1 pseudogene is annotated in these 274 nt (G+C 63.5%); it reads right to left on the reverse strand.

From position 1 onward, the window contains the following. Positions 1 to 274 (reverse strand): annotated as a pseudogene (locus AAEZ09_RS28255) (acyltransferase); the annotation flags it as partial.

Consider the following 274-nt stretch of genomic DNA (forward strand, 5'->3'; position numbering starts at 1 on the left):
GGCGAGACTGGCGGTAGACCCGGTCAGGCCGAGCGAGTGGGTTAGCAGTTCGCTCAGCCGGTGCATTGCCGGCAGCAACAGATAGAGCGAGTAGCTGAGGCTGCCGAGCCAGACGAGCAGCGGAGTTCGTAATGGCAGGCGACTGGTGAACAGCAGCAAGGTCACGGTGGCCAGCGCATAGCTGAGCAGATCCCGAGGCCCGACCGTGGCGCCCGCTGACCAACCGGCAAGGAAGATGACCGGCATTACCAGCAGGTAAAGCCGCAGCGTATAG

This window comes from Pseudomonas sp. 65/3-MNA-CIBAN-0223 (genome assembly GCF_040310425.1).
In the GTDB taxonomy this organism is placed as follows: Bacteria; Pseudomonadota; Gammaproteobacteria; order Pseudomonadales; family Pseudomonadaceae; genus Aquipseudomonas; species Aquipseudomonas gregormendelii.